The organism is Cupriavidus sp. UBA2010 (assembly GCF_002335265.1).
Lineage (GTDB): Bacteria > Pseudomonadota > Gammaproteobacteria > Burkholderiales > Burkholderiaceae > Cupriavidus > Cupriavidus metallidurans.
The window spans coordinates 108893-134024 of sequence record NZ_DDCI01000033.1 but is presented as its reverse complement, the minus strand read 5'-3'; the positions used below and the strand labels follow the sequence as shown (position 1 = coordinate 134024).

At 64.7% G+C, this 25132-nt stretch carries 24 protein-coding genes; 11 read left to right on the top strand and 13 right to left on the bottom strand.

Annotated features, from left to right (window positions below; translation table 11 throughout):
• Positions 1-164: 164 nt before the first annotated feature.
• Together dapB and B2246_RS24385 are read right to left on the bottom strand one after the other, a co-directional pair.
• Positions 165-962: a 4-hydroxy-tetrahydrodipicolinate reductase gene (gene dapB / locus B2246_RS24390; protein ID WP_008641871.1), complete on the bottom strand. Its 798-nt coding sequence runs from the start codon at positions 960-962 to the stop codon at positions 165-167.
• A gap of 78 nt (positions 963-1040) precedes the next feature.
• A complete protein-coding gene (locus tag B2246_RS24385) occupies positions 1041-1694 on the bottom strand; it encodes an outer membrane protein assembly factor BamE (protein WP_035884643.1) in 654 nt (217 codons plus the stop codon).
• Positions 1695-1893: 199 nt separating this feature from the next.
• On the opposite strand from B2246_RS24385, the gene fur reads away from it, so the two are divergent.
• The gene (gene fur, locus B2246_RS24380) at positions 1894-2325 is read left to right on the top strand and encodes a ferric iron uptake transcriptional regulator (protein WP_008648581.1); all 432 of its coding nucleotides are present in this window, start codon (positions 1894-1896) and stop codon (positions 2323-2325) included.
• Between the two features lie 80 nt (positions 2326-2405).
• On the opposite strand, the gene B2246_RS24375 is transcribed toward fur, so the two are convergent.
• On the bottom strand, positions 2406-3407 hold the full coding sequence (locus tag B2246_RS24375; RefSeq protein WP_008648580.1) for a LysR family transcriptional regulator: 1002 nt from the start codon (positions 3405-3407) through the stop codon (positions 2406-2408).
• Between the two features lie 285 nt (positions 3408-3692).
• Here B2246_RS24375 and B2246_RS24370 point away from each other — a divergent pair, with 285 nt between their 5' ends.
• A complete protein-coding gene (locus B2246_RS24370; protein ID WP_035884642.1) occupies positions 3693-4310 on the top strand; it encodes a flavin reductase family protein in 618 nt (205 codons plus the stop codon).
• A gap of 49 nt (positions 4311-4359) precedes the next feature.
• Here the strand turns inward: B2246_RS24370 and gap are convergent, their stop codons facing one another.
• Both gap and tkt read right to left on the bottom strand, forming a co-directional pair.
• A complete protein-coding gene (gap, locus tag B2246_RS24365; RefSeq protein ID WP_008648578.1) occupies positions 4360-5358 on the bottom strand; it encodes a type I glyceraldehyde-3-phosphate dehydrogenase in 999 nt (332 codons plus the stop codon).
• 84 nt (positions 5359-5442) lie between these two features.
• On the bottom strand, positions 5443-7479 hold the full coding sequence (tkt, locus tag B2246_RS24360) for a transketolase (RefSeq protein ID WP_035884641.1): 2037 nt from the start codon (positions 7477-7479) through the stop codon (positions 5443-5445).
• 115 nt (positions 7480-7594) lie between these two features.
• Between tkt and B2246_RS24355 the strand changes: the two genes are divergently transcribed.
• From B2246_RS24355 to B2246_RS24340, 4 genes are all read left to right on the top strand, one after another.
• Complete coding sequence (locus tag B2246_RS24355; protein ID WP_234707107.1) at positions 7595-8452, top strand: spermidine synthase; 858 nt, start codon at positions 7595-7597, stop codon at positions 8450-8452.
• A gap of 65 nt (positions 8453-8517) precedes the next feature.
• Entirely contained in the window at positions 8518-8952 is a 435-nt protein-coding gene (locus tag B2246_RS24350; protein ID WP_008645620.1) for a VOC family protein, read from the top strand.
• Positions 8952-9695 (top strand): 16S rRNA (uracil(1498)-N(3))-methyltransferase, encoded by a 744-nt coding sequence (locus B2246_RS24345; protein WP_008645619.1) that lies wholly within the window; start codon positions 8952-8954, stop codon positions 9693-9695. Before B2246_RS24350 ends, B2246_RS24345 begins: the two co-directional genes overlap by 1 nt.
• A 17-nt stretch (positions 9696-9712) precedes the next feature.
• Positions 9713-10336, top strand: coding sequence for a YidB family protein (locus B2246_RS24340; RefSeq protein WP_035884640.1), 624 nt, complete (start codon positions 9713-9715; stop codon positions 10334-10336).
• A 97-nt stretch (positions 10337-10433) separates the two neighbouring features.
• Here B2246_RS24340 and B2246_RS24335 read toward each other — a convergent pair whose 3' ends face one another.
• From B2246_RS24335 to B2246_RS24325, 3 genes are all read right to left on the bottom strand, one after another.
• Positions 10434-11042 (bottom strand): barstar family protein, encoded by a 609-nt coding sequence (locus tag B2246_RS24335; RefSeq protein ID WP_008645617.1) that lies wholly within the window; start codon positions 11040-11042, stop codon positions 10434-10436.
• Complete coding sequence (locus B2246_RS24330) at positions 11039-11416, bottom strand: ribonuclease domain-containing protein (protein WP_008645616.1); 378 nt, start codon at positions 11414-11416, stop codon at positions 11039-11041. The genes B2246_RS24335 and B2246_RS24330 overlap by 4 nt, the downstream gene beginning before the upstream one ends.
• A 383-nt stretch (positions 11417-11799) precedes the next feature.
• A complete protein-coding gene (locus tag B2246_RS24325; RefSeq protein ID WP_008645615.1) occupies positions 11800-14124 on the bottom strand; it encodes an NADP-dependent malic enzyme in 2325 nt (774 codons plus the stop codon).
• A 259-nt stretch (positions 14125-14383) separates the two neighbouring features.
• Here B2246_RS24325 and thiL point away from each other — a divergent pair, with 259 nt between their 5' ends.
• From thiL to B2246_RS24310, 3 genes are all read left to right on the top strand, one after another.
• Entirely contained in the window at positions 14384-15361 is a 978-nt protein-coding gene (gene thiL, locus B2246_RS24320; protein ID WP_008645614.1) for a thiamine-phosphate kinase, read from the top strand.
• Positions 15362-15458: 97 nt separating this feature from the next.
• The gene (locus B2246_RS24315) at positions 15459-16031 is read left to right on the top strand and encodes a phosphatidylglycerophosphatase A family protein (RefSeq protein WP_008645613.1); all 573 of its coding nucleotides are present in this window, start codon (positions 15459-15461) and stop codon (positions 16029-16031) included.
• A 46-nt stretch (positions 16032-16077) separates the two neighbouring features.
• Positions 16078-16575 carry a CinA family protein gene (locus B2246_RS24310; protein WP_008645612.1) on the top strand — a complete coding sequence of 166 codons (498 nt, stop codon included), beginning with the start codon at positions 16078-16080 and terminating at the stop codon, positions 16573-16575.
• A 49-nt stretch (positions 16576-16624) separates the two neighbouring features.
• Here the strand turns inward: B2246_RS24310 and pyrF are convergent, their stop codons facing one another.
• Positions 16625-17443 carry an orotidine-5'-phosphate decarboxylase gene (pyrF, locus tag B2246_RS24305; protein WP_008645611.1) on the bottom strand — a complete coding sequence of 273 codons (819 nt, stop codon included), beginning with the start codon at positions 17441-17443 and terminating at the stop codon, positions 16625-16627.
• 242 nt (positions 17444-17685) lie between these two features.
• Between pyrF and B2246_RS24300 the strand changes: the two genes are divergently transcribed.
• On the top strand, positions 17686-18570 hold the full coding sequence (locus tag B2246_RS24300; RefSeq protein WP_035884280.1) for a DMT family transporter: 885 nt from the start codon (positions 17686-17688) through the stop codon (positions 18568-18570).
• A 527-nt stretch (positions 18571-19097) separates the two neighbouring features.
• Positions 19098-20060, top strand: coding sequence for a magnesium/cobalt transporter CorA (corA, locus tag B2246_RS24295; protein ID WP_008645609.1), 963 nt, complete (start codon positions 19098-19100; stop codon positions 20058-20060).
• Positions 20061-20107: 47 nt separating this feature from the next.
• Here corA and mtgA read toward each other — a convergent pair whose 3' ends face one another.
• From mtgA to B2246_RS24275, 4 genes are all read right to left on the bottom strand, one after another.
• Positions 20108-20809 (bottom strand): monofunctional biosynthetic peptidoglycan transglycosylase, encoded by a 702-nt coding sequence (gene mtgA, locus B2246_RS24290; RefSeq protein ID WP_035884331.1) that lies wholly within the window; start codon positions 20807-20809, stop codon positions 20108-20110.
• Between the two features lie 83 nt (positions 20810-20892).
• A complete protein-coding gene (aroE, locus tag B2246_RS24285) occupies positions 20893-21801 on the bottom strand; it encodes a shikimate dehydrogenase (protein ID WP_008645607.1) in 909 nt (302 codons plus the stop codon).
• Positions 21801-22739: an energy transducer TonB family protein gene (locus B2246_RS24280; protein WP_029307164.1), complete on the bottom strand. Its 939-nt coding sequence runs from the start codon at positions 22737-22739 to the stop codon at positions 21801-21803. Before B2246_RS24280 ends, aroE begins: the two co-directional genes overlap by 1 nt.
• 124 nt (positions 22740-22863) lie before the next feature.
• Complete coding sequence (locus tag B2246_RS24275) at positions 22864-25002, bottom strand: ribonuclease catalytic domain-containing protein (protein ID WP_035884281.1); 2139 nt, start codon at positions 25000-25002, stop codon at positions 22864-22866.
• Positions 25003-25132 lie beyond the last annotated feature (130 nt).

Here is a 25132-nt window from a genome sequence, read left to right as displayed (position 1 = left end):
GGACGACGGTCTGGGCAGCGGTCCGCGGGCGACTGGCGCGCCGGGCGACCGGGGGGATCGGAAATGCGAAAGAGACGATTATAACCGTGGCGTATGTCCGCCACGGCTCGCACGGAAAGGCTGGAACGGCCCGCCTCTGGGCCGCGCCGGGCGTGCTTGCGGGCTTACTTCAGGCCCAGCACATCCTGCATGTCAAACATGCCGCTCGGCTTGTCGGCCAGGAAACGCGCCGCACGCACCGCACCATCGGCATACGACTGGCGGCTGGACGACTTGTGGCTGATCTCGATGCGCTCGCCAATGCCGGCGAACATCACCGTGTGATCGCCAACGATATCGCCGCCACGGACCGTCGCGAAGCCAATCGACTTCGCGTCACGCGGGCCGGTATGGCCTTCGCGCGCGTAGACCGCGCATTCGTCGAGATCGCGGCCGATGGCCTTGGCGATCACTTCGCCCATCGCCAGCGCCGTGCCCGACGGCGCGTCGACCTTGTGACGATGGTGCGCTTCGATGATCTCGATGTCGTAGCCCGTGGACAGCAGCTTGGCCGCCACTTCCAGCAGCTTGAACGTGGCGTTGACGCCGACGCTCATGTTCGCGGCAAACACCACGCCGATCGACTTGGCCGCATCGGCCAGTGCCTGCTTGCCGGCGGCATCGAAACCGGTGGTACCGATCACCATCTTCTTGCCCAGGCGCTTGGCCACCGCCAGGTGCGCCAGCGTGCCCTCGGGGCGGGTGAAGTCAATCAGGCAGTCGGAGGCCGAGAGCACGGCCTCGATGTCGGAGGAGATCTTGATGCCCGTCTCGCGGCCCAGAAACAGTCCGGCATCCTGGCCCAGCGCCGCAGCACCCGGCACGTCGAGCGCGCCGGCCAGCGTCACGCCGTCGGTATTGAGCACCGTTTCGATCAACATGCGACCCATGCGGCCGGAAGCCCCTGCAATGGCGATTTTCATGATTGGGTATGTCGGAATGAAAACCGTCCGGCATTCGACCGGACGGCTTGGGTGTCTGAAATGGACCCGCCGCCGCGTTTAGCTGGCAGGTTTGGCCGGAACGTCCGAAGCCGCGTTGGCTGGCGCCTCGGCCGGCTTTTGCTGAGCGGCCTCGGCGGCAGCAGGTGCCACGGCCGCCGGCGCGGCGGCCGGTTCGCTCGCTGCCGCGACGGGCATGGCAGCCGGCGCCGATGCCGGCATTGCCGCCGGCGCGGATGCTGGCGCTGCCTCGCCGCCAAAGATGAGCTTGCCTGGCGTCTGATTCTTCTGCGCCGCCTTCATGCCGTCAATTTCGGCAATAAGCTCGTATTCGGACGGCAACTCGTTGCCCACCCACCGCACAAGCTTGTCACCCTCGAAGTACACGGTGAACTGGCGCGATTGCACGACCGGCCGGCTGCCGCGACGGAAAGAGAAGTAATAGTCCCATCGATCCGCGTGAAAGACGTCCGTCAGCAGCGGAGTGCCGAGCAGGAAGCGCACCTGATCGCGCGTCATGCCTTCGCGCAATTGCGACACGGCCTCGCGCGACACGAAGTTGCCCTGGACGATGTTGATCCGATACGGCGTGATGGCATCGGCCACCTTGCGCGAGGTGCTGTCGTAGGCGGAACAGGCACCGGCCAGCAGTGCCGCCGCCAGCAGGGAAGACACCAGCGCGGGGCGCATGGCGGACGAACGGAATGAACGCATGTATCTCGCTTCCAGACGGGAATGGGTAGATACCGGCACCGGCACACCCCAAAGACTGCGGAGGCATCCGGCACGGCCAGGCGCATTCTGGTCACTCCGCGGAGAGCGGCGTGTACGCGTCATGGCACCGGGGCGACATTTGCCGCCAAAACCCTTATGATTCAACTATCCAGACATTGTACTCTAGGGAGTCACGCCCATGCCGAGTCCGGCGGACCTCAAAAATATCGGCCTCAAGGCGACCGTCCCCCGCCTGAAGATCCTTGAGATCTTCCAGACCAGTGAACAGCGCCATCTAAGCGCGGAAGATGTCTATCGCATCCTGCTCAACGAGCATATGGACATCGGCCTCGCCACGGTCTATCGCGTTCTCACGCAGTTCGAACAGGCTGGCCTGCTCTCGCGGAACAACTTCGAGTCGGGCAAGGCGATTTTCGAACTGAACGAAGGCAAACACCACGATCACCTGGTGTGCCTGGATTGCGGGCGCGTCGAGGAATTCTTCGATGCCGATATCGAGCAGCGGCAACAGAGCATCGCCCGCGAGCGCGGCTTTGCACTGCAGGAACACGCCCTGTCGCTCTATGGCAACTGCACCAAGGACGATTGCCCCCACAGACCAAGACGATAACCCCGCGGCGGTACCCGCCCAGCGGCAGGCAATAAAAAACCGGCGCCAAGGCGCCGGTTTTTTATTGGGTCGACACAGCGTTACTCCTGCGTCAGATCCTGCTCGGCCACGACGCGCAGGCTACGCGGCGCGGCGGCGGCTGCCGCAGGCAGGCCCAGAAACTCGCCAACCACCTGACGGAAGAGACCACGTGCCCAGACCAGCATCGGATGGGTATTGCGGCTGCGGTGCCAGAACATATTCAGGCCCAGCATCGTATTGAGCTCCGCTGGCAGCGGGTAGGCCTTCAGGCCATACGTTTCACAGGCCATGTCCTTGGTCAGCGCGTTGACCGTGAAGATCATGTCGGTCTGGGAAGCCAGTTCGGCCTGGGCACGCCACGAATGGACGGTCAGCGTGGCATTCCGCTTCAGGCCCCGCTGCTGCAGCGCGTAGTCGAGCGGAATCAGTGCCGGCGCCGGACGGCCCGCGCCACCGGAATGCGCCATGAAGATATGGCTGCAGTCGAGGTATTGCTCGAGCGTGCAATCGTTCTTCAGGAGCGGATGATTCTCGCGCGCGCAAACCCACAGGTTCAGCGACGTCACCACTTCCTCGACGATTTCGGGATGGCGGGTCGGGAACGGCGAAAAGGCCAGATCGAGTTCGTTGGCACGCATCGACGCGACGTCGGCTTCCCACGAATGCGATTCGACCAGGCGGATATGCAGATCCGGAGCCAGTTGCTTGATGCGCAGGACAAAGCGGTTGAAAACCGTGTCGCCAAGTTCGGCGGCAAAACCGATATTCAACGTGCCGGTGGCGATGGCCGGATCGAAATTATCGGCATCCCCCTCGTTGATCGACGACCAGAGGTCGAGCATGTCCCGGATCTTCGGGCCCAGTTCCAGCGCGCGCGGCGTTGGAGTCAGACCATGAGGCACCCGAATGAAAAGGGGATCGTCGAAGATTTCGCGCAGTCGGCCGAGCGAGTGAGAAACGGCCGGCGCGGTCATGTGCATCTTTTCCGCCACATAGGTGGCGTTACGCTTGCTGAGCAACTCGGTGAAGATCACGAGCAGCTTGGTATCCACGTTCACCATGATCAGGCCCGGTTTGTTATGTCTTACGCTTCGATGGCCCCACCACTTTCACGGGCTGCACATCAGACATTAATAGATCCTTCCGAGTGTAAGAGAAAATAACAGGAGCGAAAAGCAAATTCAGCATTTCTCGCATTACTGAACGCGAACTTTCGCGGATTTTTGACAACTTTGAGACAGATAATGTCAAAAATCGCCGTTCATTGAATTACATGACCCGCTATAGTGCATGAAGGCGCTCCAATTCTGCCTCGCAGCCCGCCCCGTCTTGTTTCAGATCAAGCCATGCCTTCCCACCGACTCGACGTTGATCTCGCCAAAGCCTATCGCCTGCTGAATCACGGTCCGACCGTTCTGGTCAGTGCCGCGCACAATGGGCAACGCAATATCATGGCAGCGGCATGGGCCATGCCGCTCGATTTCGCCCCGCCGAAGGTGGCCGTGGTGCTGGACAAGTCCACCTGGACGCGCCAGTTGCTTGAGGCAAGCGGCGAATTCGCGTTACAGGTTCCCACCGCCGCCCAGGTCGATATCACGCAGGCACTGGGCTCCAGTTCGGGACGGGCCCTGACGGAAAAGCAAGGCATCGACAAGTTCGCCGCGTACGGCTTGCAGACCTTCGCTGGCAGCGTGATCGGCGCCCCGCTGCTCGAAGGCTGTGCGGCGTGGCTGGAATGCAGGCTGTTGCCAGAACCCGCGATCCAGAACAGCTACGATCTGTTTCTCGGCGAAGTGGTCGCCGCCCACGCCGACGGCCGCGTCTTCAGCAATGGCCGCTGGCACTTTACCGGCCAAGACGACCTGCGCACGATCCACCATGTCGCGGGTGGCCACTTCCTCGTCGATGGCGATGCTATCGATGCGCGGCCGCTGACGCCACCAGTCACCCCACCTGCCGCCTGAGCAATAAAAAACGCGCCCGAGGGCGCGTTTTTTATTCAGCGAGGATGGCTTACTTAGCCACGACGCGTGCCATTTCCAGGCACTTGTTCGAATAGCCCCACTCGTTGTCGTACCAGCTCACGACCTTGATGAACGTGCCGTCCAGCGCGATACCGGCTTCAGCATCGAAAATCGAGGTGCGGGCATCGCCGCGGAAGTCCGTGGCCACAACCTTGTCTTCGGTGTAGCCCAGCACGCCCTTCAGCGCGCCCTGGCTCTGGGCCTTCATCTCGGCGCAGATTTCTTCGTACTTGGCCGGGTTTTCCAGTTCGACGGTCAGGTCGACCACCGAAACGTCCGAGGTCGGCACGCGGAACGACATGCCCGTCAGCTTCTTGTTCAGCTGCGGGATCACCACGCCAACGGCCTTTGCGGCGCCAGTCGACGACGGGATGATGTTTTCCAGGATGCCGCGACCACCGCGCCAGTCCTTGTTCGACGGACCATCCACGGTCTTCTGCGTGGCGGTAGCAGCGTGCACGGTCGTCATCAGACCGCGCTTGATGCCCCACTTGTCGTTCAGGACCTTGGCCACCGGGGCCAGGCAGTTGGTCGTGCAGCTTGCGTTCGAGATGATCGCTTCGCCCTTGTACGTCTCGTGGTTCACGCCGAACACGAACATCGGGGTGTCGTCCTTCGACGGGGCCGACATGATCACCTTCTTGGCGCCCGCGTCGATGTGCTTCTGCGCGCCTTCCTTCGTCAGGAAGATGCCGGTCGACTCGATCACCACGTCGGCGCCGACTTCGCCCCACTTCAGCTCGGACGGATCCTTGACGGCGGTCAGGCGGATCTTCTTGCCATTGACCACGAGCGTGTTGCCTTCCACCGACACTTCACCGTCGAAGCGGCCGTGGACCGAGTCGTACTTCAGCATGTACGCCAGGTAGTCCGGTTCCAGCAGGTCGTTGATGGCGACGACTTCAATGTCCTTGAAGTTCGCGGCGGCGGCGCGGAACACCATGCGCCCGATGCGGCCAAAGCCGTTGATGCCGATCTTGATGGTCATGTCTATCTCCTAGAGAGCAATCGCGATAAAGCTGGGGCCGCGCCGCAGCCGGCGCCTCGCGCCGGCCTACCGCGCTGGCGAGAATTACTGGGCGAGCGTGGCGCGCACCGTATCGGCCACGTTTTCCACGGTGAAGCCGAAGTGCTTGAACAGCACGCCTGCCGGAGCCGATTCGCCGAACGTGTCGATACCGACGACGGCCTGAACCTGGTACTTCCACCAGAAATCGGTGACGCCCGCTTCCACGGCGATGCGCGGCACGCCGGCCGGCAGCACGCTGGCCTTGTAGGCGGCGTCCTGCTTGTCGAACACGGAGGTCGACGGGACCGACACCACGCGCACGTGCACGCCTTCCACGGCCAGCGCATCGGCAGCGCCCACGGCCAGACCGACTTCCGAGCCGGTGGCGATAATCACGGCATCCGGGCGCTTCTTGCGCGGATTCGTGCCATCGCGCAGCACGTAGCCACCGCGCGCGATGTTGGCGCGCGTGACATCGTCACGCTTCTGGAACGGCAGGTTCTGGCGGCTGAAAATCAGGCAGCTCGGGCCGTTCTCGCGGCGGATCGAGTACGCCCAGGCCACGGCGGTTTCGGTGGTGTCGGCGGTACGCCAGACATCCATGTTCGGGATCAGACGCAGGCTGGCCACGTGTTCGATCGACTGGTGAGTCGGACCGTCTTCGCCCAGGCCGATCGAATCATGCGTGAACACGAACAGCGAGCGGATCTTCATCAGCGCGGCCATGCGCAGCGCGTTGCGACTGTAGTCCGAGAACGTCAGGAACGTGGCGCCGTAGGGGATGTAGCCACCATGCAGCGCGATGCCGTTCATGATCGCGCTCATGCCGAACTCACGCACACCGTAGTTGATGTGGTTGCCCCACGAGTCGAAGCGAACGGCCTGCGTGCCCGACCAGTTGGTCAGGTTCGAACCGGTCAGGTCGGCCGAGCCGCCCAGCAGTTCCGGCAGTACCGGCGCCAGTGCCTCGATCGAGTTCTGGCTGGCCTTGCGGGTAGCGATCGTCTCGGCCTTCTCCTCGCACTTGGCGATGTAGGCGTCCACGGCCTCATCGAACGCGCCCGGCAGCTCGCCTCGCACGCGGCGCTTGAACTCACCGGCTTCGTACGGATGCACTTCGGCGTAGGCGTCGAACAGCGCGTCCCAGGCCTTTTCCAGCGCGTGGCCGTTCGGCTTCGCATCCCAGGCGAGGTACGCGTCCTGCGGCACCTCGAACGGGGCGTGGGTCCAGCCCAGCGCTTCGCGGGTGGCTAGCACTTCGGCGCCGCCCAGCGGCGCGCCGTGCACGTCGTGGCCGCCGGCCTTGTTCGGCGCACCCTTGCCGATGACGGTGCGGCAGCAGATCAGGGTCGGCTTGTCGCTGGCCTTGGCCAGCGCGATGGCGTTGTCGACGGCAGCCACGTCGTGGCCGTTCACGGCGCGGATCACGTTCCAGCCGTAGGCTTCGAAACGCTTCGGCGTGTCGTCGGCAAACCAGTGCACCACGTCGCCGTCGATGGAGATGCCGTTGTCATCCCAGAAGCCGATCAGCTTGTTCAGCTTGAGCGTGCCGGCCAGCGAGCAGGCTTCGTGGCTGATGCCTTCCATCAGGCAGCCATCGCCCATGAACACGTACGTGTGATGGTTGACGATGTCGAAACCCGGGCGGTTGAATTCCTCGCCCAGCAGGCGCTCGGCCAGCGCCATGCCGACGGCATTGGTGATGCCCTGGCCCAGCGGGCCGGTCGTGGTTTCCACGCCCGGGGTAATGCCATACTCCGGGTGACCAGCGGTCTTGCTGTGCAACTGGCGGAAGTTCTTCAGTTCCTCGATCGGCAGGTCGTAGCCGGTCAGGTGCAGCAGCGCGTAGATCAGCATCGATCCGTGGCCGTTGGACAGCACGAAGCGGTCGCGGTCAGGCCAGTGCGGATTGACGGGGTTATGCTTCAGATGCCGGCCCCACAGCGCCACGGCCATGTCGGCCATACCCATCGGCGCACCGGGGTGACCGGAGTTCGCTTGCTGGACAGCGTCCATGGCAAGCACGCGGATGGCATCCGCCATCAGTTTGACGGGTTGGTTGGCGTAAGGACTTGTGGCGGGATGGGCGAGGGCAGACATGCGAGAACCTGACGGCGGGAAAACCGCAATTTTAGCAGAAGCAGGGGGAATTCCCGGGACGGATCCGGCACTCCGAAGGGGGACTCAAGCCTGGACCGAATGGTTGATACCCGGCGTGGGCACCACGCTGGGCGAAATCACATTGCTAGCGGCCGCCTGCAGCCCTTATCAGCAGATAGAAATCGGGGAAAGCGCACATTTTGGCCGGATCTTCCGGCTCGATGGCCGCGTGATGAGCACCGAAGCCGACGCCTGGATCCAGCATGAACTGATGGTGGCACCAATGGCGGCCACCCATGGCGCACCGCGCAGCGCGCTGGTGGTGGGCGGCGGCGACGGCGGATCGGCATTCGAACTGCTGCGTATCCCCACCATGCGAGAGGTGGTAGTGGCCGAACTCGACGGCGAGGTGGTCCGGCTGGCGCGCGAGTGGCTGCGCGGCATCCACCAGGGCGCGCTCGACGAACCCGGCGACCCACGCCTGAGCCTGGCGATCGGCGAAGGACTCGGCCTGATGGAAGCTTTCGCGCGCGCCGGACGCCAGTTCGACCTGATCGTCTATGACCTGACCGAAGCTGACGACGGCAGCCCCGCGGCCGCCCTGTTCTCCCCGCATGGCCTGCATACCGCGCGCCGCTGCCTGGCGCCCGGCGGCGCGATGTCGCTGCACTTGGGGCCGCCGCTGCATCGGCCAGAAACGGCGCGGCGGCTGCTGGCACGGCTGCGGCATGTGTTCCGGCATGTCGCGCCGCTGACGACCTTCGTCCCCGCCTATGGCGCGCTGTGGGGCATTGCGCTGGCCAGTGATGCGCTCGATATCGCCGCGCAGCCTGCCGACAAGATCGCAGCGCGCCTGCAGCAGTGGCAGCTCGAACACAAGCTACGGGCCTATCACGCGCACCTGCACCCTGCCCTGTTCGTCCATCCGCGGCACGTGCAGGCGATCTTCGACAGCGGCAGCCGTCCCGCGTAACATGCACGGACGCGCCTCGCGCCAAGCAGCGCGGGGACGAGATTCGTTCCATCCGGGAGATCATCATGTCCAGACCGCCCAACACGCCCTGGCTCACACCCTATCTGACGGTCGCCAGCGGTCGCGCCGCCCTGGATTTCTATGCGCGGGCTTTCGGCTTCGCGGCCGGCCATGTCGTCGATGAAAACGGCGTGCCCATGCACGCCGAGATGCATTACGAGGGCCAGTTGGTGATCATGTTCGCGCCTGAGGGCGCGTGGGGCAGCACGGCACGCACACCCCGGTCGCTAGGTGTGGAAGCCCCGCAAACGTTCTATGTCTACTGCGCTGACGTGGATGCGATCTACGCAAGGGCCGTGGCCGCTGGCGCCGCAAGCGTCACGCCGCCCGCCGACCAGTTCTGGGGCGACCGGTACTGCATGCTCGAAGATCCCGATGGCTACCGCTGGGGCTTTGCGACGCCGCTGCCCAAGACCCCGGATTCCAAACCCACTCCCTGATGCCACCCAGATTTTTTGTCGATGCGGCGCTCGCCGCGGACACCGTATTGGAATTGCCCGACGCCGTTGTGCGCCACGTCCACGTGTTGCGCCTGGCGCCCGGTGACGCCATCACCCTGTTCAACGGCCAGGGCGGCAGCCACCCGGCCACGCTGACCGAGATCGCCAAGCGCCACGCCAGCGCGACGCTTGGCACCCACGACGCATCTGAAGCCGAAACCCCATTCGCCGTCACGCTGGCCCAGGGCCTTGCTGGTGGCGACAAGATGGACTGGCTGATCGAAAAGGCCGTGGAACTCGGTGTATCCGCCATCCAGCCGCTTCAGGCTGCCAGATCCGTCGTCCGGCTATCCGGCGAGCGCGCCACCAAGCGCCAAGCGCACTGGCAGGCACTGATCGAGGCCGCTTGCGAACAATGCGGCCGTAACCGCTTGCCGGCGTTGGCGCCCGTGGCTAACGTGGAGTCGTGGCTGGCCAGCGCGCCAGCCACTGCTGCAAAGCTGCTGCTCTCGCCACGCGCATCGGCATCGCTGCCCGAACTGGCGCAAGCCGAGCGCGAGGCATGGCGCGCCGGTGGCGTGACGTTGCTGATCGGGCCCGAGGGCGGCTTGTCGCCGGAAGAAGAAGACCGCGCGCGCCGCGCCGGTTTTATCGGCGTGTCATTGGGACCGCGCATTCTGCGAACGGAAACCGCCGGGCTGACCTGCCTGGCGACACTGAACGCCATCCTTGGCGGGTTTTGACCTAAAAGGAGTCAAACATGGGACTACTCGATAGCGTGCTGGGCGGTGTGCTCGGCCAACTGGGCGGTGGCCAGCACGGCGAACAGGCCGGAGGCGGCCTGAATCCCAAGATGATGATGGCGCTGGGCCTGCTGGCAATGATGGCGATGCGCCACAAGGGCCAGGAGGCAGACGGTGGCGCGGCATCCGCAGGTGCGGATGCGGGCGCCGGTGGCCTGGGCGGCCTCGGTGGGCTTGGCGGCGTCCTGGGCGGATTGCTCGGTGGCGCTGGCGCTGGCGGTGCCTCGGCCGCGGGTGGACTGGATCTCGGGTCGCTGCTCGGCGGCCTGCTTGGCGGTCAAGGCGGTGCGGGCGATTCGGCGCAGGCGATGGGCGCCGCCGCTGGCGGCATCGGCGCCCTGCGAGACGTCCTGGCGCAAGCGGGTCTGGGCCAACAGGTCGATTCGTGGATTGGCACAGGCGCGAACCAGGCCGTGAGCGCGTCGGATTTGTCCTCCGCGCTGGGCGGTACGGGTGCGCTCCAGTCGCTCGCGGAGAAAACCGGGCTGTCGGCCGACGACGTGGCTTCAAGCCTCAGCGAAGGCCTGCCCGAACTGATCGACCGGCTGACGCCGCATGGAGCAGTACCGCCGGCTGCGTAACATCGGCACCGCAAACAAAAATGCCCGCTTTGACAGCGGGCATTTTCTTGACCGGAACACGGCGCCGATCGTGCGCCTGGAGCACCGCCAGATCCGTTCAGGCGAACGAGTAGAACACCCGGAACTGCACCTTGCGCTCGCCCCAGAACTCGGCGGCATCGCGGAACACGTCGAGCAGTACCTCGCGCGCTTCCTTGTCGAACTTCTGCGCGATCGGCAGGCCTTCCAGCACGATCACAAAGCCCGGTTGCGGTCCGGCCTTGTAAATCATGTCCGTCAGGCAATCGGACAATGCATCGAAGTTCTTGCCGAAATGCTTCGGGAAGGTGAATTCGGTGGCAATGCGATCGAGGATCTCGGCCTTGCTGGCGCAATCCGCGCAGTTCGCATAGAGGAAGTGCTGATTCAGTGCGGCGGCTGCCTGGGCCAGCTCCGGCACGCGGAACGCGCGGATCGACTGGACGATGTTTGGACGCACCGTCTTGAACAGGTTCATGGCTCCCTCATTGGTGCCGTTGTCATCGCAAGCCACCATGGCGGGCGCGCATGCGGGCGGAAGTCGATGCGGCAGATCCTGGCGCGGCATCATCAGCACATTGTCGTATAGGTTCTGGGCCTGATGGTGGGCCCTTTGCCAGCCATCTCCGGCGCCGCGCTCCTCGCGGGCGGCAAGGGCGTCGCCCAATCCGAAAATGTCAGTCATCATTTGGTTATCCGTTTGAAGCTGTTGTAGTGGTCTTCCGTGTAATAACAGTCGTTGGCGGCGCGTTGATCACCACCGCAAACGATCCGCTTGGCTCCCCGGTTCCGGCTATTGCTGTTCTTGACGGTGTACTCGCGGTAATACCCGCGAGATTGCTGCGGCAGGCTGCGCTCGTAGTTGCCAAAGCGCGAACCGTCCTTGTCATACGGGAACGGCCCACCGGCCTCGATACGCTCCAGCGTCTGCCGTGCCTCGTTGGGCAGTTGCTGTGCGGCGATGGTTCCCACCACCCCCTGCACATCGTCGGGCGCCTGCCTGGCCATGGCGCCTTGCGGCGCCAGGGTCAGCGCGATGGATACCGCCGCGCCCGCCAGCACGCGGCCCAGGCTTCGGGCCAGGCTCAGGGACTGCCAATGTGACTGCCGCTGCGACTGACTCGACAAAATCCGGGAACCCACGTTATCGAAAAGTTGGCGAAATGTTATTTGCGGGTCACTCCGGCACCTGTTAATCACCCCTCGCAGGCCCGGCGCACGCTTCAGGCGAACGCCCGCATTCAAAGGCGTAAGGTTACGCGCATGTCCATCATTAATCAATCCCTGCGCCTTTGCCCGCCCGTTTTCTTCAATTGTTTCAACATGTTATCGATATGTGTGCGCATACTAACCTCACAAGCAGCGAGATCATGCGGGCATGAAAAAAGCCGGGCGAGCCCGGCTTTTTTGGCACTGCATCAAGAAGGCTGAAACGCTTCGTCCGCTCAGACCTTGGCGGCCGCGTCCACGACCACCAGCGCGGTCATGTTGACGATACGGCGCACCGTTGCCGAAGGCGTCAGGATATGGACCGGCGCCTTCACGCCCAGCAGGATCGGACCGATCGCCACGTTGTTGCCAGCCGCCACCTTGAGCAGGTTGTACGAGATGTTGGCGGCATCAATGTTCGGGCACACGAGCAGATTGGCTTCGCCCTTGAGCGCGCTGTCCGGCACCAGCGAATCGCGCAGCTTTTCGTCGAGCGCGCTGTCGCCATGCATTTCGCCATCCACCTCGAGATCCGGCGCGCGGTCGCGCAGGATCTTCAGCGTGTCGCGCATCTTGCGTGCCGACGGCGCTTCCGACGTACCGAAGTTCGAGTGCGACAGCAGCCCCACCTTCGGCTCGATACCGAAACGCTTGAGCTCCTCCGCGGCCATGATCGTGATCTCGGCCAGTTGCTCGGCGGTGGGATCGACGTTGACGTGCGTGTCCACCAGGAAGATCTGGCGGCCCGGCAGAACCAGGCCGTTCATCGCGGCGTACACGCAATTGGTGCCGCCGATGACCTGATCGATATAGCGCAGGTGGGCCGCGGTGGTGCTGACCGTACCGCAGATCATGCCGTCGGCTTCGCCCTTCTTGACCAGCATCGCGCCGATCAGCGTGGTACGGCGGCGCATTTCCAGCTTGGCGTACTGCGGCGTGATGCCTTCACGCGCCATCATGCGATAGTACGCGTCCGAGTATTCGCGGAAACGCTCGTCGTGCTCGGGGTTCACCACCGTGAAGTCCTCGCCCATGCGCAGGCGCAGGCCGAAACGCTCGATGCGGTGAGCCAGCACGGCCGGGCGGCCGATCAGGATCGGGTTGGCCAGCTTCTCGTCGACGATCACCTGCACGGCACGCAGCACGCGCTCTTCCTCGCCCTCGGCGAAGACGATGCGCTTCTTCTCCTTCTGCACCTTGCGGGCGGCCGCATAGATCGGCTTCATCAGCGTGCCCGAGTGGTACACGAACTGCTGCAGTTGCAGGCGGTACGCGTCCATGTCCTCGATCGGGCGCGACGCCACGCCCGATTTGGCGGCGGCCTCGGCCACGGCCGGCGCGATCTTGACGATCAGGCGCGGATCGAACGGCTTCGGAATCAGGTATTCGGGGCCGAACGACAGGTCCTGGATGCCATAGGCCGACGCGACGATATCGCTCTGCTCCTGGCGCGCGAGCTCCGCCACCGCGTGTGCTGCGGCGATTTCCATTTCACGCGTGATCGTCGTGGCGCCGCAATCGAGCGCGCCACGGAAGATGAACGGGAAGCAAAGGACGTTGTTGACCTGGTTCGGATAGTCGGTGCGGCCCGTGGCGATCACGGCGTCCGGGCGGACTTCTTTGACCAGTTCCGGCATGATTTCCGGATTCGGGTTGGCCAGCGCCATCACCAGCGGCTTGTCGGCCATCTTCTGCACCATCTCGGGCTTCAGCACGCCCGCTGCGGACAAGCCCAGGAAAATGTCGGCGCCTTCGATGACCTCGGCCAGCTTGCGCTTGTCGGTCTTCTGCGAGAAGCGCGCTTTTTCCGGGTCCATCAGTTCGGTACGGCCTTCGTAGACCACGCCGGCCAGGTCCGTCACCCAGATGTTCTCGATGGGCAGGCCCAGGTCGACGAGCAGGTCCAGGCAGGCCAGCGCGGCGGCGCCGGCGCCCGAGGCCACCAGCTTGACCTTCGAGATGTCCTTGCCCACCACGTTCATGCCGTTGATCACGGCGGCGCCCACGACAATCGCGGTACCGTGCTGGTCATCGTGGAAGACGGGGATCTTCATCCGCTCGCGCAGCTTGCGCTCCACGTAGAAGCACTCCGGCGCCTTGATGTCCTCGAGGTTGATGCCGCCGAACGTCGGCTCGAGCGAGGCGATGATGTCGACCAGCTTCTCGGGGTCTTTCTCGTCGACTTCGATATCGAACACATCGATGCCGGCGAACTTCTTGAACAGGCCGGCCTTGCCTTCCATCACCGGCTTCGACGCGGCCGCGCCGATATCGCCCAGACCCAGCACGGCGGTGCCGTTGGTGATCACGGCCACGAGGTTGCCACGCGCGGTGTAGCGGAACGAATTGGCCTGGTTGGCCACGATTTCCTCACACGCTGCCGCCACACCCGGCGAATAGGCCAGCGCCAGGTCGCGCTGGTTCGACAGCGGCTTGGTCGGGGTGACCGAGATCTTTCCGGGGGTGGGAAACTCGTGGTACTCGAGCGCGGCCTTGCGCAGCGCCTCACGCTGCTGCTGTTTCAGATCGTCTTGGGACGGGGACTGCTGAGGGCTTGTCATCTGCGCATCTTCCGATCGGTGGAGCCGCACTGAATAACGCTGGCGATTGAGCGCGGGCCGGCTCCACGAACCCGCTGTCTCCGCTGTAGGCGCTTTTGGAAGTGTGCATTTTATATTGTGAAATACTATTTCACAATAAGCCTTTTGCTTGGGGCACCTTTGCGTTTCGGTACAATATGCCCCATGCCGATGGGCTTTACCAGCCGAGTCTCCAGCGGAATTTCCGCGGCATGTTTCCTCCCAGGTTCCCCGCCCCGTCATGCCCCAATCCTCCCCCGCGCTTTCCGAGTTTGACCTGATCCGACGCTATTTCACGCGCCCGGTCCATAAGGCCGCGCTGGGCGTGGGCGATGACTGCGCGCTGATCGAGGCGCGGCCGGGCCACCAGCTCGCCATCAGCACCGACATGCTGGTCAGCGGTCGGCACTTTTTCCCGGACGTTTCACCGCGCGCGCTGGGCCACAAGGCCCTGGCCGTGAACCTGTCCGATCTGGCGGCAATGGGCGCCGAACCCCGCGCATTCACGCTGGCGCTGGCGCTGCCCGAGGCGGATGCCGGCTGGCTTGCCGAATTCGCGGCCGGCATGTTGGCGCTGGCCGACGACCACGGCTGCGAACTGATCGGCGGCGACACGACCAAGGGTCCGCTGACGCTGTCGATCACGGTGTTCGGCGACGTGCCCCCGCGTCAGGCGCTGCGGCGCGACGCGGCGCGCCCCGGCGACGATATCTGGATCTCCGGCACGCTCGGGGACGCGCGCCTGGCCTTGGGCGACTGCCGCGGCGAATGGCTGCTGCCCGAGCCCGACTTCACGCTGATCCGTCCCCGGATGGAAACGCCGACGCCCCGCGTGGCACTGGGACTGGCGTTACGTGGCGTGGCCCATGCGGCACTCGACATTTCGGATGGGCTGATCGGCGATCTCGGCCATATCCTCGAACGCTCATCGGTCGGCGCGATTGTCGACGTCGATGCGTTGCCGCGCTCGGAGATTCTTGGCGCCCAGCCGGAAGAATGCCAACGCGCCTGCGTGCTGGCCGGTGGCGACGACTACGAACTCTGTTTCACGGCGCCGGTGGGCGCGCGCGAAACCATTGCCAGCATCGCGCGCCAGCTTCGCCTGCCGCTCACGCATGTCGGATCCATCACACCGGAGGCGGGCCTGCGCCTGGTGGATCGCGAAGGCAATCCCTACGTGTTCAAGGGCGCCTCGTTCGATCATTTCGCCGCGCCCTGACACGCGGCACGCAACCCATGTCATGATCCCCCATGCGCGCGGGAGAAATATCTGAAAGTGCGCCTTGAAACCTATAAGACTGACGAGCCAATCCTTGATGTCCGCCTATCCCCCCGGGGCCGCGCCGAGCGACCCCGTTGACCCCGTCACGCTGGAAGCCGGCCAGACCACCAAGGTCACGCGGCCGACCGGCCGGTTCATGCTGGGCCACCCGGCCCGCCTGATTGCGCTTGGATTCGGCTCTGGCCTGTCGCCGGTCAGCCCCGGCACCGTCGGCACGCTGCTCGGCTGGCTGTCGTTCATCGTGATCTCGAAGTGGATCGATCCGACCACCTGGCTGTGGATCATCGCTGGCGGCTTCGTGATCGGCATCTGGGCCTGCCTGCGCACGGCACGCGACATGGGCGTGTATGACCACGGCAGCATGGTCTGGGACGAGATCGTTGCGTTCTGGCTGGTGTTGCTATTCGTGATGCCAACGGGCTTCTGGGGCCAGTTCGCCGCGTTCGTGTGGTTCCGGTTCTTCGACATCGTCAAGCCGGCACCGATCCGCTACTACGATCGCACGCTCAAGGGCCCGGGATTTACCGGCGCCTTCGGCGTGATGTTCGATGACATCTTCGCGGCGTTCTACACGCTGCTCGTGTTCGCCTTGTGGCGTTCGATCTGACACGCAGAAACACCGAAACACCCCGGGAATTTCAGGAACCGCCGTTATGTCTGTCAGCCGACTGCTCGACCAGCTTGCCATCCAGGCCGGCGCCGCTCTATCGGAAAACTCGCTCATGCTTGCCACCGCAGAGTCCTGCACCGGCGGGCTAGTCGCTGCCGCGATCACGGATGTTTCTGGGTCTTCGGGATGGTTCGAGCGCGGCTTCGTGACCTATTCGAACGAAGCCAAGACGACGATGATCGGGGTGCCGGCCAAACTGATCCGGGACCATGGCGCGGTCAGCGAGGAAGTGGCGCGGGCGATGGCTGAAGGCGCGCTGCTGAACAGCCGCGCCCAGGTATCGCTGGCCATCACCGGGGTAGCCGGCCCGGGCGGCGGCACCCCCGAGAAACCGGTCGGCATGGTCTGCTTCGGCTGGAGCAACCGCATCACCACGCATACGGAAACGCAGCGCTTCAAGGGTGACCGCGCCCAGATCCGCCGCCAGGCTGCCGAGCACGCGATGCGCGGCCTGCTGGAACTGATTCGCAACGAAGCCTGAATCTGCTCCCCTCTCCCACGACTGGGAAAGGGAGAACCCTTCACGCAGATCAGCCGTGACGATAGCGATTGATCGTCTCGCGCGTCTGCAACGCCACGTTTCGCGCTGCCAGCGCAAAGTCCTTCTCGCGGCTGGCGTACAGGATGGCACGCGACGAATTGATCATCATGCCCGTGCCGTCGGCCGTGCGGCCGGCCTTGACCGTGGCCTCGATGTCGCCGCCCTGGGCGCCGATGCCCGGAATCAGCAGTGGCATGTCGCCGACGATCTGCCGGACCTTGGCGATCTCGTTCGGGAACGTCGCGCCCACCACCAGACCCATCTGCCCGTTGGTGTTCCAGCGTTCGCGCGCGGCTTCGGCCACCACCTGGTACAGCGGCTTGCCGTCGACCTGCAGGAACTGCACGTCAGACCCACCGGGATTCGACGTGCGGCACAGCACGATCACGCCCTTGCCCGGATACGCCAGATACGGCGACATCGAATCGAAGCCCATGTACGGGCTGACGGTCACGGCATCGGCCTTGTAGCGTTCGAAGGCCTCGACTGCATAGTGCTCCGCCGTGGAGCCGATATCGCCGCGCTTCGCATCGAGGATCACGGGGACGCCGGGGTGCGCGTCGTGGATGTACTCGACGAGCTGTTCGAGTTGGTCTTCGGCGCGCTGCGAGTGGAAATAGGCGATCTGCGGCTTGAACGCGCAGACCAGGTCGGCCGTGGCATCGACGATTTCGCGGCAGAACGAGAAAATCGCGCCGCCCGTACCGGTCATGGACAGCGGCAGCTTGGCCGGGTCGGGATCAAGCCCGACGCACAGCAGGGAATCGTTACGCTGCCACGCGGCGGACAGCTGCTCGGTAAAAGTCATGGGATGCTCGGAATTCGGGTGAAGCCGGCGGCCCGGCTGTGAACCAGTGTCTACACAGCATAACGCGGGCAGGTGCCGACCGGTTGGCTGCAACGGCACCCGGTCGGGTTCCGCACTGCAGCATATGGGACGTTGGCGGCAATTTTACCTGTTGGCGTGATATTGTTTGCAGCTTCCGCTTAAAAAGAGCGACGGCGACACCTGGGTTGCAGGGCGTCCGCACGCCGCCTGTCTCCCGATTCATGAAACTCGACCGCCGCGGTCTCATCCTCCTCGTCATCCTGACCCTCGCCTGGGGCATCAACTGGCCGATCATGAAGCTGGGCGTGGCGCACTTTCCCGCCATGGGTTTCCGGCTGCTGTGCATGGCCGGCGGGCTGGTGGCACTGGGCCTGGCGCTGACGTTCCGGGGCGACTCCCTGCGCGTGCCGCGCGCGGCGTGGGGCACGGTACTGAAGCTGGCGATCCCGAACATGGTGATCTGGCATCTGTTCGCCATCTGCGCGGTCAAGATGCTGTCATCGGGCCGTGCGGCGATTCTCGGCTACACCATGCCGATCTGGGCCGTGGTCTGGGGCCTGGTGATCTTTCGTGACCGTATTGCCTTGTCGGCCTGGATCGGTATTGGCTGCGCGCTGGCCGGCACGGTCCTGCTGCTTTCGGGCGAGATTGCCGCGCTGACCGGCAGCCCGGCCGGCACGCTGCTGATGCTGGTAGCCGCTGCCGGCTGGGGTTTTGGCACACAACTCATGAAGCGCACCCACACCGACGTGCCGATCGGCGCCATGACGTTCTGGATGCTCGCCATCACCCTGCCATTCCTCGGTGCGGGCACGCTGCTGTTCGAGAGCGGCTGGCGCATGCCGACCGCGATCGAATGGGGCGCCATCGCCTACAACGCGGTGGTGGTCTTCGCGTACTGCCATTTGGTCTGGTTCGCGCTGGCGCGCAGCCTGCCGCCGGTGGTCTCGAGCCTGTCGATCATGTTCATTCCCGTGGTAGGCGTGTTCTCCGGGATGTGGTTTCTCGGCGAAACGCCCCACTGGCAGGACTACGTGGCCATCGTGCTGATGTTCGCGGCGCTGTCCTCGGTCATGCTGGCGCCGCTGTTGCGCCGACGCATGTGAACCGGCTTGTGAGCAGCAACGCCGCCGAGATTTCACTTAACAAGCCACCCCGCGTTGGGCTACACTCGCGGCCATCAGAATCCCGGAGAAAGTACGTGGGCAGTAGCATCGGGTGTTCGAGTTGCCGCGACAAAGTTGCGACACCGTCGAATGCCATGTCACTGCGGGCTGCGTAACGTCGATCCGTGTGGGGCACAGTCCCCGCCCTTCGCCGTCCTTGCCCGCAGACACCTGCGGGTGAGTGTCTTTCCGTTTCCCCCAGCGGCCGCCGCACCGGCTGCCGTGTCGCGTTTCGGATCCTCCCTCCCCCGGCTTGCCAGCCAAATCCAGGCAAATCGCAGGCAAACGCCATCGCGTAGCGGCCCTCGAGTCGCAGCGCGATCACGCTTGCCCGGCCGCGCCATGATCACGTTGCTGGTGAGCCTTGCCTGCGCCCGTCTCCGACGTAGACCCAGCGCAATCGGCAGCACCATCGGGATGCATCGACGCATCCTGGCGGCGCCGCCAAGTAACAAGGAATCCAAGGGATGATCAATCTGTTCGTCCTGCAGAAAGGCCGACTTGCCCAGGAGCAGGTCGACGAGCGCAACGAGCTGCTGCAGCACAAGCCCATCTGGATCGACGTGGTAAGCCCCGACGACGAGGAACTCGCGTGGATCAAGGAAGCCTATGGCGTGGTCCTGCCCGAACTCGAGGACCTGGGCGACCTGGAAGCCTCGGCACGATATTTCGAGGGCGAGGACGAGAACATCCACATCCGCACGGACTTCCTGCTGGCCGAGGACGACGCCTCGCGCAACGTCCGCGTGGCCTTTGTGCTCACGCGCGACGTCCTGTTTTCCATCCACGATGAAGACCTGCCCGTGTTCCGGCTGGTGCGGCTGCGCGCCCGGATGCGTCCGGGATCGGTGCGCAACGCCAAGGACGTGCTGATGGACCTCTACGCGACTGACGCCGAGTATTCGGCCGATTCGATCGAGGAGATCTACGAACGCCTGGAGGAAGCCAGCCGCCGCGTGCTGGCCGAGAACGTGACCGATGCCGCCGCCGCCGACGTGCTGGAAACCATCGCGCGCGAGGAAGACTTGAACGGCCGCATCCGCCGCAACGTCATGGATACGCGCCGCGCGGTGTCATTCCTGATGCGCAGCCAGTTGCTGTCGGCTGAACAGCAGGACGAAGCGCGCCAGATCCTGCGCGATATCGACTCGATCGAGAACCACACCGCGTTCCTGTTCGACAAGATCAACTTCCTGATGGATGCCACGGTCGGTTTCATCAACATCAACCAGAACAAGATCATCAAGCTGTTCTCGGTGGTGTCGGTGGCGCTGATGCCGCCCACGCTGATCGCCAGCATCTACGGCATGAACTTCAAGGTGATGCCCGAGCTCGACTGGGCCGCCGGCTATCCATGGGCGATCGCGCTGATGGCGGTGTCCGCGGCGATTCCGCTGGTGTATTTCCGCAGGAAGGGCTGGCTGAGCTGAAGGACTTCCTGGTCCCCTCTCCCACAAGCATGAGAGGGGGAACCGCCCTAGTCCGGCAACGTTGCCGCGCCCATCCGCCTGGCGATGATCGACGCCTTGACGCGGAAGTTCACATGCACGTTGGCGCAGTACTGCTTCTTGTCGAAGCACTTGGGCGCCGGTAGCGCGGCCGCCAGCCGGGCGGCCTGCCCCACGCTGAGCTTCGAAGCCGAGGTATGGAAGTAGTGCTGCGCGGCAGCCTCGACGCCGAACACGCCTTCGCCCCACTCCACCGAATTCAGGTAAATCTCGAAGATGCGCTGCTTGTCGAGCCACAGCTCCAGCATCCACGTGATGGCCAGTTCCTGGCCCTTGCGCAGATAGTTCTGCTCCGAGGACAGGAACAGGTTCTTGGCCAGCTGCTGCGTGATGGTGGAACCGCCGCGCACGATTCGCCCACGCTGCTTGTTGCGTTCCCAGGCATCGAGCATCGCATCGAGTTCGTAGCCGGGATGATTGACGAAGTCGGCATCCTCGCTGGCGATCACGGCGCGCTTGATGTTGCGCGAGATATCGTCGTAACGCACCCATTGCCGCTGCACCGGGCAGCTCCAGAAATTGAAGCCGCACAGCCGCCAGCGCTCGGCACGCATGAACGTGGTGGACGACGGATTGATGACCTGCCAGGCAGCGATCTGCAGGAAGAAATAGACCTGCATCGCCACCACGCCAATGATCAGGCAGCCGGCCAGATAGGCCAGCCAGCGCAGCGGGTTCGCCCCGCCGGCGCTACTTGCCGACGATCGTGGTGACGATCTGGCGGATGCGCGGGCCACGCTGCGTCAACGCCGCCTTAGCGGGCGGCTTCGGCCTGCAGCGCCGCGCGCAGCTCGGCCAGCACGGGGGCGGTGCTGGGCCGCACGCCGCGCCAGTTGTAGAAGGCTTCGGCGGCCTGTTCGACCAGCATGCCGAGCCCATCCGCCGTGCGCGCGCCGCATTTGGCCGCGTAGGCCAGGAACACCGTCGGCTGCGCGCCGTACATCATGTCGTACACCAGCACGCCTTCGCCGAGCAGGTGCTCGGGCACGGGCGGCACTTCGCCTTGCAGGCTGCTGGACGACGCATTGATCACCACATCGCAGCGCTCGTCCTCGGACAGCGCATCGAGCGCGTCGAGGCCACCGGCCCACAGCTCCACGTTGTACTGGTCCGCCGCTTCCACGAATTCCTCGACCATGTCGCTGGCGCGCGAGGCGGTCCGGTTGGCCACCACGATGCGCGCCGGACGGCATTCGATCAGCGGCAGCATCGCGCCCATCGCGGCGCCACCGGCGCCAAGCACCAGAATGCGCTTGTCTTCGAGCAGCACATCAAGGTTGTCCTGGATGTCACGCACCAGCCCGATGCCGTCGGTGTTGTCGCCATGGATCAGTCCGTCCTCGATCCACATCGTGTTGACGGCGCCGGCAGCCTCGGCACGCGGCGTGAGGCGATCGGCCAGGTCATACGCTTCGAGCTTGAACGGCACGGTTACGTTGAAGCCATGGCCTCCGCCGGCCAGGAATTCGCGCATCGTATCTGCGAACGCATCGAGCGGGGCTTCGAGCCGGTCATACTGCACCGCCTCGCCGGTCTGGCGCGCGAAGGCGGCATGGATCGCCGGCGAGCGGCTGTGCGAAATCGGATTGCCCACCACCACGTAGCGGTCGACGCTATCGGCACGTTCGGCGGTGTTGGGCTGGGAATTCTGGTCTGCGGTCATCAGCGGCCTTGCAGGCGGACATCGAGCCCGCTGCGGGTGAACTTGAAAGTGGAAACGACTTCGAGGATATCCTGCTTCGCCTGCATCTCCGCCGTGAACGCCCCGAACGGCGCGGCCGCACGCACAATGGCCACGGCCTGGCGGTCGAGCGCCGGGTCGCCGGAGCTCTTGGCCACGTCGATGGCCTCGACGTTGTAGCCGTCGCGGTTGTAGCCAAGCTTGCCCTGGCGATTCACGTTGATCACGAGGATCAGTTGCCCATAGATCGGCTTGCCGTTGCGCTGCGGGAAATCGCTCGTACCCCGCGTCTCGATCTTGCGGCGCAGGCGGTCGTAATACTGTGCGTAGTCAACGCCCTGCGCGCTGGTCGCGGTCAGTTGCATCCGCTTCGGGCGCTTGGCGTAGTGCTCGAGATTGCGGCCGATCTCGGCTTCGAGCCGGGCCATTTCATCGTTTGACGTGCGGTCGTCCTGGCCGCGCGTGGGCTGGTCGGAGCGCTGCTCGCCTGGCTTGACCGGCTGGCTGCGCACAGCGGGCGCCGCCTCGCGCGATTGCGTCATCAGCCGGCGCTGCTCTTCCTCGAGTTGCTCGACGCGCCGCTGCGTCATCTTGATGAGGTCGCCCTCCTTCGATTCGGTCTGCGCGGGCAGCGGCGTGGTAGCGCGCTGGGCGTCGTGCTCGCCGCCACCGTCGAGATTGGCCTGCGCCAGCACGGTCGGATTGCGCGGCTTCACCGCCGATTTCGAATTGACCAGCACGACGTCGAGCTGCGGGTCGGAACGCTTGATCTCGAACACCTCGGGCGCTGCAACCCGCACCATCAGCAACAGGGCGTGCACGGCCACGGAGATGGCCAGGGCCTTGGTCAGCGTGCTGCTGGATTGCCACCATTCGCGCGGATGGCGCGGGAGACGGGGAGCAGGAAGGACGGCGTTCACGATTGGGATGGGCGGACGGCGGCGAGAAACGATCGAAACGCCGGCCACCCCACTATCGGGGGGCGGCCGGAACAGGCTTCGATTGTAAGGGAGTCGACCCGTTTACCGAAGACTCAACGAAGACTCAGGCAGCCGGATTGGCGCCAGTGTCGCGTGGCGCAGACGGCTCGTCGTCCTGATCGCCCTCAGAAGCCTCGGAATCGGCATCCTCCGGCGCCGCATCGGCCCCTTCCGCCGCGCCTTCCGCAGCGTCTTCAGCCGCTTCCTCGGCGGCGGCATCGGCGGCCGCTTCCGCGGAAGCCTCGTCCAGCTCCTCGTCGGTGTCGAGATCCTCATCGGGCATCGCGCCCTCGCCGGCAAAGACTTCCAGCACCCGGCACGACACCTCGAGCGAGATTTCGTCCGTCGTGGCGATCTCCAGCAGCACCTGCGTACCACGCACCGCCTGCATCAACTCCGGCACACGGGTGACCAGCGGGATGTCGGTAAAGCGCACCGCGCCATCCTTGAGCACCGTGGCCATCATCCGGTCACGATTCTCCTGCTTGAGCCAGCGCAGGCACCAGTAACGCTCCATGGTCGACTGGTGGTCGGCGTAGGCCGCATAGGTCCCTTCGAAGTCAGCCACGGCCGCCAGCAGGTCGGCGTCCTTGGGCTTGAACGGCGCCACGAGCTTGGCGGTCACGCCATGCTGGGCCACGGCCATGATCTGCCATTGATTGACCAGGTCGACGTAGCGGCGCAGCGGCGACGTGCTCCACGCATACTGCGCGACGCCCAGGCCCTCGTGCGGCGCGGGGTACGTCTGCATCCGCGTGCGGTGCATCCCCCACGCCTTCTGCGTGCGGTAGATGCCCGGCACGCCGTGGTCCGCCAGCAGCTTGCCCCACGTGCTGTTGGCCAGAATCATCAGCTCGGCCACGATCTGGTCCAGCGGCGAGCCACGACGGCGCTGCTCGATACGCACACGCTCGCCGCCACCCTCGATCGGATCGATGTAGAAATTGAAATCGGCGCGGTTGTGCGCCTCCGGGCGCAGGCCGCTGGCAAGACGCGCGCGCTGGCGCTCGTCGTGCAAGTGGTTGGCCAGCCGGTACAGCTCGGTCAGTTCATCGCGGAACGGATAGTCGCCCGTGCCCGCGGCCAGCGCAGCTTCCGTCACGATATCGTCGAGCAGGTTGTGCCGCAGGTTCGCGGCAATCGGCACCAGCTCGGCGCGCGTCTCGCTGCCGACGATGGTCAGGCCATCCACGCCGTTCGGGTCGATCGTCACGTAAAGCGACAGCGCCGGGCAAGTGCGGCCTTCCTGCAGCGTGTAGCGGTCCACTACGCTGTCGGGCAGCATCGTGATCTTGTCGCCGGGGAAGTAGACCGTGGACAGTCGATGGCGCGCGATGGCGTCGAGCGGCTCGCTGCGGCGGATGCCGAGCCCTGGCGCGGCGATATGGATCCCCACACGCAGCTTGCCGTCGCCCAGACGCGTCACGGACAGCGCATCGTCGATCTCGGTCGTCGTAACGTCGTCGATCGAGAACGCCTGCACATCGGCCACGGGCAGATCGGTGGGCGGCTCCGGCACATCGACATCGGGGAAACCAGTGCCCTTCGGGAAACAATCGGCCAGGAACTTGGCCTCATGCAGCGCGCGCGGGCTTTCCACGCCGCCAACCGCCACCATCAGCCGCATCGGCGTCATGCCGAGCGCTGTGCAGGCGGCATCCATTGCCTTGTATTCGAGACTGTTCTTGTCAGGCTTGAACAGCAGTTGCAGCGCCTTGCCGCGGAACGCTTCGGGCAGGGTCAGCGCCTTGAGTTGCTCCTCGTACTCGCCCTGCACCAGCGCCTGCTGCTTCTTGCGTTCCACCGCGGCCAGCGCGGCCTTGAGCTGGTCTTCCGGCGCGCGCATGTAGCGGCCCCGTCCCTTGCGGCGGAAATAGATCGGATTGCCATGCAGCGCCATCGCCAGCGCGGCCTGCTGCACCGGGCCCGCGTCGGCGCCATAGTATTCGGCGGCCAGTTCGGCAAAGCCGAATTCCTCGGCCGGCGCGCATTCCCAGAGGAAGTCGAGATCGATCTCGGCGATCATGTCGCCGGTCTGCCGCACCATCTCAATTGCCGACGGTTGGGCGAACTGCAGCAGCACATCCTTGGCCTTGACCTTGGTGCGCTTGCCCGCAGGCAACTCGACCTGGTAGGCCTCGCCCTGCTGGGCGAGCACGGTGCCGGCGCGGATTTCGCCGCCTTCTTCGAACAGCAACTGCATTGGATTGGACTTTCAGAAGTGCCGGGCAAGGCATGAGGAATGCCCGGACGGATACTCGACCGGGGATGATACCGCACCCCGCCGCCGCGGCCGCCGTGGCCGCCGTGGCCGCATCGGACGGGGTGCTTCA

Coding starts and splice junctions, on each gene's coding strand:
- gap (WP_008648578.1), bottom strand. CDS start 5,358: ATGACCATCAAGATCGGCATCAACGGCTTTGGCCGCATCGGGCGCATG.
- B2246_RS24300 (WP_035884280.1), top strand. CDS start 17,686: ATGAAACTCGACCGCCGCGGTCTCATCCTCCTCGTCATCCTGACCCTC.
- B2246_RS24375 (WP_008648580.1), bottom strand. CDS start 3,407: ATGGTGAACGTGGATACCAAGCTGCTCGTGATCTTCACCGAGTTGCTC.
- dapB (WP_008641871.1), bottom strand. CDS start 962: ATGAAAATCGCCATTGCAGGGGCTTCCGGCCGCATGGGTCGCATGTTG.
- B2246_RS24345 (WP_008645619.1), top strand. CDS start 8,952: ATGCCACCCAGATTTTTTGTCGATGCGGCGCTCGCCGCGGACACCGTA.
- B2246_RS24370 (WP_035884642.1), top strand. CDS start 3,693: ATGCCTTCCCACCGACTCGACGTTGATCTCGCCAAAGCCTATCGCCTG.
- fur (WP_008648581.1), top strand. CDS start 1,894: ATGCCGAGTCCGGCGGACCTCAAAAATATCGGCCTCAAGGCGACCGTC.
- B2246_RS24275 (WP_035884281.1), bottom strand. CDS start 25,002: ATGCAGTTGCTGTTCGAAGAAGGCGGCGAAATCCGCGCCGGCACCGTG.
- B2246_RS24315 (WP_008645613.1), top strand. CDS start 15,459: ATGTCCGCCTATCCCCCCGGGGCCGCGCCGAGCGACCCCGTTGACCCC.
- corA (WP_008645609.1), top strand. CDS start 19,098: ATGATCAATCTGTTCGTCCTGCAGAAAGGCCGACTTGCCCAGGAGCAG.
- B2246_RS24325 (WP_008645615.1), bottom strand. CDS start 14,124: ATGACAAGCCCTCAGCAGTCCCCGTCCCAAGACGATCTGAAACAGCAG.
- B2246_RS24340 (WP_035884640.1), top strand. CDS start 9,713: ATGGGACTACTCGATAGCGTGCTGGGCGGTGTGCTCGGCCAACTGGGC.
- B2246_RS24310 (WP_008645612.1), top strand. CDS start 16,078: ATGTCTGTCAGCCGACTGCTCGACCAGCTTGCCATCCAGGCCGGCGCC.
- tkt (WP_035884641.1), bottom strand. CDS start 7,479: ATGTCTGCCCTCGCCCATCCCGCCACAAGTCCTTACGCCAACCAACCC.
- B2246_RS24335 (WP_008645617.1), bottom strand. CDS start 11,042: ATGATGACTGACATTTTCGGATTGGGCGACGCCCTTGCCGCCCGCGAG.
- B2246_RS24385 (WP_035884643.1), bottom strand. CDS start 1,694: ATGCGTTCATTCCGTTCGTCCGCCATGCGCCCCGCGCTGGTGTCTTCC.
- thiL (WP_008645614.1), top strand. CDS start 14,384: ATGCCCCAATCCTCCCCCGCGCTTTCCGAGTTTGACCTGATCCGACGC.
- pyrF (WP_008645611.1), bottom strand. CDS start 17,443: ATGACTTTTACCGAGCAGCTGTCCGCCGCGTGGCAGCGTAACGATTCC.
- aroE (WP_008645607.1), bottom strand. CDS start 21,801: ATGACCGCAGACCAGAATTCCCAGCCCAACACCGCCGAACGTGCCGAT.
- B2246_RS24350 (WP_008645620.1), top strand. CDS start 8,518: ATGTCCAGACCGCCCAACACGCCCTGGCTCACACCCTATCTGACGGTC.